Genomic DNA, 5,046 nt, shown 5'->3' with positions numbered 1-5,046 from the left:
TCGCCACGGGCCAGCTTCGGCTTGAGGATCGAGGCGGCGTCGATCGCGCCCTCGGCGGCACCCGCGCCGACGAGCGTGTGCAGCTCGTCGATGAACAGGATGATGTCGCCGCGGGTGTTGATCTCCTTGAGAACCTTCTTCAGGCGCTCCTCGAAATCACCGCGGTAGCGGCTGCCCGCGACCAGCGAACCGAGGTCGAGGGTGTAGAGCTGCTTGTCCTTGAGCGTCTCGGGGACGTTGCCGGACACGATGGCCTGCGCGAGACCCTCGACGACGGCGGTCTTGCCGACGCCGGGCTCACCGATGAGGACCGGGTTGTTCTTGGTGCGTCGCGAGAGCACCTGCATGACCCGCTCGATCTCCTTCTCGCGCCCGATGACCGGGTCGAGCTTGGCGTCGGCGGCCGCGGCGGTCAGGTTGCGACCGAACTGGTCGAGGACCAGCGAGGTCGACGGGGTGCCCGACTCGGAGCTGCGTCCGCCGGAACCGGCTTCCTGCGGCTCCTTGCCCTGGTAGCCCGAGAGCAGCTGGATCACCTGCTGGCGGACGCGGTTGAGGTCGGCCCCCAGCTTCACCAGGACCTGGGCGGCGACGCCCTCGCCCTCGCGGATCAGGCCGAGCAGGATGTGCTCGGTGCCGATGTAGTTGTGGCCGAGCTGCAGCGCCTCGCGCAGCGAGAGCTCGAGGACCTTCTTGGCGCGCGGCGTGAAGGGGATGTGCCCCGACGGTGCCTGCTGGCCCTGGCCGATGATCTCCTCGACCTGGCTCCGCACACCCTCGAGAGAGATGCCGAGCGACTCCAGCGACTTGGCCGCGACTCCCTCGCCCTCGTGGATGAGGCCGAGCAGGATGTGCTCGGTGCCGATGTAGTTGTGATTGAGCATCCGCGCCTCTTCTTGGGCGAGGACGACAACCCGGCGTGCGCGATCGGTGAACCGTTCGAACATTGTTCTCCCTTTACTGACAACGAGATCGACCTGGACACTCAGGTCGGTCCCTGGTGGGCCCACGGCCACCGAGATGAATCGTCACGTGGGGTGGCGAAAGACGTCGGCGGCAGCCTTGCCACCACTGTAGTGGCCGCAGGTCAACTCCTCGCGGGTAACTCCACCTCATCGGCGGTTGTCGACCGCAGATCACGGCCGTATGGATCACAACGTCGCAGCACCCGGGGATCTTCACCGATGCCCTACGCCGTCAGCGAACGCGGCCGATTTGTGCTCAGCGTGCGGTCAAGGCCCCGATCAGGCGGTCGACGACCTCGTACATCTCGACGATCGCACCGTCTCGATCCGGGGCACGCGAGATGTAGAGGACCGCCTCGTCGAGTGCGCCGAGCATCACGTGGGCGGTCGCCTTGACCGGCTGCGGCGGGATCGCTCCGGCGTCGATCGCGCCCTGCAGCATCGACTCGATGACCCCCAGCCCGAAGCGTTCGCAGATCTCCCGCCACCGATCCCAGCCGAGCACCGCGGGCGCGTCGATCAGAAGGATCCGGTAGACCTCCGGCCGCGCGCACTCGGCGAGCCACGCGTGCGCACCGGCGCGGATCACCTCGACCGGTTCGGCCGGCTGCTCGGCGGCGACCACTGTGAGTGCCGCGGCGATGGTCTCTTCCTCGATCGTCTCGACGAGTGCGTCGAAGAGCTCCGTCTTACCGCCGAACTGGTGATAGAGCGCACCGCGGGTGACCCCCGCCGCCTCCACGATGGCCTGCGTCGACACGTCGGCGAACGGCTGCGCGCCGAACAACGACCGCGCCGCGTTAAGGAGTGCGGCTCGGGTGGCGACGGTGCGTTCGGTTTGGGTTCGCCGTCGCGGTCGCGTGGGGGAACTGTCCGATTCGTTGACTTTCATACAGGCTGTATGTAACTTTCATACCGATGGTTTGTAAATGAGAACGCATCGAGAGGTTAGCCGACATGCCCGAGATCATCGTCGCCGAAGGCACCATTCCCTATCGGATCGTCGGCCCCGCCGAATCCGACCACCCGCCCGTGCTGTTCATTCACGGCGTGCTGGCCGACAGCCGATTGTGGGACCGCGTCGCCGACCAACTCGCCGCACGCGGTTACCGCTGCGTGCTCCCGGACCTGCCCCTCGGGTCGCACACGACTCCGCTCGATGAGGGCGCGACGCTCAGCCCGCGGGTGGTCGCCAGGATCATTCGCGATCTGATCGTCGAACTGGACCTGGCCGACGTGACACTGGTGGGCAACGATTCCGGCGGCGCCTTCAGCCAATTCGTCGTTCACGAGTTCCCCGACGTGGTCGGACGCCTGGTGCTGACCAACTGCGACGCGTTCGAGCAGTTCCCACCTGCGCCGTTCAAACAGGTCTTCGCCCTCATGCGCGGACCGGTGACCATGCGGACCCTGGCGTACACGATGCGCATGCGATTGTTGCGGCATTCCCCACTCGCCTACGGCGCGCTCTCGCACAAAGCAGACCCCCAGCTGACCAGATCTTGGATCAACCCCTGCCTCACCAACCCTCAGATCTGCCGCGACCTCGTCGGATTGCTGCGGTCGGTTCGGGTGGCCGACATGATCGAGGTGTCCGAGCACATGTCTCGCTTCGCCAAGCCTGTTGCGATCGTCTGGGGACAGGATGACCGGTCCTTCACACCGCGACTCGGAAAGCGGCTGGCCGACCGGTTCCCGAACGCGACCTATGTGCCGGTACCGGGCGCGCGCACATTCGTCGCTCTCGACGAGCCCGACGCGGTCAGCAGTGCGATCGAATCCGTCTCGGCGCGATAGGCGCGTGCCCTACGACGTCGTCCGTGCGGTGCGTTCGTCGTAGCTCTTCCGTGCGGCCATCACCGTCGGGACCGCACCCTCGACCTGCTCGATCAACGCCGTCACCGACACGGCAACCGTGCGCCCCAGATCGGTCAGCGAGTACTCGACGCGCGGCGGGATGCTCTGCAACACGGTGCGGGTGACAAAGCCGTCGCGTTCGAGGGTCTGCAGCGTCTGCGACAGCATGCGCTCGCTGACACCGTCGACCCGCCGCCGCAGGGCGTTGAACCGGTAGTCGCCCTCGGTCAGGGCCAGCAACGCCAGCAGACCCCACCGGCTCGTCAGGTTCTGCAGAACATCCCGCGAACCACAGTCGCGCGCGAACACGTCCGCCTCGAGGAAGGCGTCCTGCGCAGCTGATTCGTCCGACGACATGCGGCGATAGTACCTCACGTGCCGCCTGTGCTGGCTGTCACGTTTGCACTGCACTAAAAGTAAGTGCTATCACTGTTGTGAGCGCACCGGGCATGCCGGTCCGCGCGCCACCGACAAGAAAGAGGACGCAATGACCATCTACGGAGTCACCGGAGCCACGGGGCAGCTGGGCCGCCTGGCCGTCGACGAGCTCATCGAGCGGGGCACCCCGGCCGCCGACATCGTCGCGGTCGTGCGCGACGAGGCCAAGGCGAGCGACCTCGCCGACCGTGGTGTCACTGTCCGCGTCGCCGACTACGCCGACACCGCCGCACTCACCGCGGCGTTCACCGGTGTCGACCGCCTGCTGTTCATCTCGGGCTCCGAGGTGGGGTCGCGGGTCGCGCAGCACTCGTCCGTGGTCGATGCCGCCGTCGCCGCGCAGGTCGGGCTGATCGCCTACACCAGCATCCTCAAGGCCGACACGAGCGGACTCTCGCTGGCCGGCGAGCACGTCGCGACCGAGAAGGCGCTGGCGAACAGCGGTCTGGACCACATCCTGTTGCGCAACGGGTGGTACTCGGAGAACTACGCGGCGTCGCTGCAGCCCACCATCGACGGCGGCGTCCTGTACGGCGCCGCCGGAGACGGACGCGTCGCACCGGCCACCCGACCGGACTTCGCCGGTGCCGCAGTTGCGGCCCTGATCGCAGGCCGGCCCGGGGTCTTCGAGCTCGCGGGCACCGAGCACCTCACCTACGCCGACATCGCGGCCGTCATCGCCGACGTCGCCGGTACACCGGTCCGATACCAGGACCTCTCGACCGACGACTACGCCACAGCGCTGCGTGGAGCGGGGGTTCCCGAACCGATGCCGGCCGTCCTGGCCGACTCCGACGCCGGGATCGCGCGCGGCGAGCTGGACTCGACCTCCACCGACCTCGCCGATCTGCTCGGTCGGCCGTCCACCCCGTTCGTCGACGTCATCCGGGCGGCGCTGGCCTGACCCGGAACTCCTCGGTCACGGCGTTCGTCACAGCAGGCGACGGACCGCGTCCGCGAAGATACTGGGCAGTTCCTGGGGTGGGTTGTGCCCGCAGTCGATCGGACGGACGTCGACGACGTCGGTGAAGTGCTCTTCGTGGTCACCTGTCCCCGACAGCGACGCGATCGGGTCCTCGGTCGGTTCCAGGACGACGGTCGGGACCGTGATCGGACGTCGGTGGGTGATCTCGTCCTCGGTGGCCGCGTAGGCCGGGTCACCGTCGACGAGTCCGTACCGGTGCCGATACGAGTGCACCACCACGTCGACGAAGTCCGGGTTGTCGAACGACGGTGCGGTGGCGGCGAACTCGGAGTCACCGAAGCGCCACGTCGGTGACCACTCCGTCCACAACAGTTGGGCGAACTCCGCGCGGTACTCGGCGAGGCCGGCGCGGCCGCGCTCGGAGTGCAGGTAGTACTGGTACCAGGCGCGACGGTCGAGGTGCGGTGGCGCGGGCGTCGCGGATGCGGCGATGTCCTGCACGTTGTATCCGCCGACGGTCGCCAGTCCCGACACCAGGTCCGGCCACAGCAACGACACCAGGCATGCGGCCCGACCACCCCAGTCGAACCCGGCCACCACCGGCTGCTCCAGGCCCATCGCGACGATGAGCTCCCGCAGGTCGTGCGCCAACGCGGCCTGTTGTCCCGATCGCAGGGTCGTCGGCGAGACGAAACGGGTCGGGCCGTAGCCGCGCAGATAGGGCACCACCACGTCAGCGCCCGACGCGACCAGCAGCGCGACGACGTCGTCGAAACACCGCGGGTCGTACGGGAACCCGTGTGCGAGTACGACCGACCGCCCACCCGGATCGCCGTGGCGTTCTATCGCCACGTCGAGGAC

6 protein-coding genes are annotated in these 5,046 nt (G+C 67.8%); 2 read left to right on the top strand and 4 right to left on the bottom strand.

What is annotated here, in order from left to right:
- Nucleotides 1-947 (bottom strand): Clp protease N-terminal domain-containing protein (locus JHC79_RS22555; RefSeq protein WP_296395108.1); only part of this gene is annotated, 947 nt, incomplete at its 3' end.
- 274 nt (nucleotides 948-1,221) lie between these two features.
- Entirely contained in the window at nucleotides 1,222-1,857 is a 636-nt protein-coding gene (locus JHC79_RS22550; RefSeq protein ID WP_296395106.1) for a TetR/AcrR family transcriptional regulator, read from the bottom strand.
- Nucleotides 1,858-1,922: 65 nt separating this feature from the next.
- On the opposite strand from JHC79_RS22550, the gene JHC79_RS22545 reads away from it, so the two are divergent.
- Nucleotides 1,923-2,762 (top strand): alpha/beta hydrolase, encoded by an 840-nt coding sequence (locus JHC79_RS22545; RefSeq protein WP_296395104.1) that lies wholly within the window; start codon nucleotides 1,923-1,925, stop codon nucleotides 2,760-2,762.
- Nucleotides 2,763-2,771: 9 nt separating this feature from the next.
- Here JHC79_RS22545 and JHC79_RS22540 read toward each other — a convergent pair whose 3' ends face one another.
- The gene (locus JHC79_RS22540; protein WP_296395102.1) at nucleotides 2,772-3,179 is read right to left on the bottom strand and encodes a helix-turn-helix domain-containing protein; all 408 of its coding nucleotides are present in this window, start codon (nucleotides 3,177-3,179) and stop codon (nucleotides 2,772-2,774) included.
- 130 nt (nucleotides 3,180-3,309) lie between these two features.
- Between JHC79_RS22540 and JHC79_RS22535 the strand changes: the two genes are divergently transcribed.
- Nucleotides 3,310-4,164: an NAD(P)H-binding protein gene (locus JHC79_RS22535; protein WP_296395100.1), complete on the top strand. Its 855-nt coding sequence runs from the start codon at nucleotides 3,310-3,312 to the stop codon at nucleotides 4,162-4,164.
- Nucleotides 4,165-4,191: 27 nt separating this feature from the next.
- On the opposite strand, the gene JHC79_RS22530 is transcribed toward JHC79_RS22535, so the two are convergent.
- On the bottom strand, nucleotides 4,192-5,046 hold an 855-nt coding region (locus JHC79_RS22530), incomplete at its 5' end, for an alpha/beta hydrolase (protein WP_296395098.1).

The organism is Williamsia sp., from assembly GCF_016462415.1.
In the GTDB taxonomy this organism is placed as follows: Bacteria; Actinomycetota; Actinomycetes; order Mycobacteriales; family Mycobacteriaceae; genus Williamsia_A.
This window is presented reverse-complemented; position numbering and strand designations above follow the sequence as displayed.

Bases quoted from the DNA above. Each gene is read 5' to 3' on its own strand.
- JHC79_RS22550 (WP_296395106.1), bottom strand. From the start codon at position 1,857: ATGAAAGTCAACGAATCGGACAGTTCCCCCACGCGACCGCGACGGCGA.
- JHC79_RS22545 (WP_296395104.1), top strand. From the start codon at position 1,923: ATGCCCGAGATCATCGTCGCCGAAGGCACCATTCCCTATCGGATCGTC.
- JHC79_RS22540 (WP_296395102.1), bottom strand. From the start codon at position 3,179: ATGTCGTCGGACGAATCAGCTGCGCAGGACGCCTTCCTCGAGGCGGAC.
- JHC79_RS22535 (WP_296395100.1), top strand. From the start codon at position 3,310: ATGACCATCTACGGAGTCACCGGAGCCACGGGGCAGCTGGGCCGCCTG.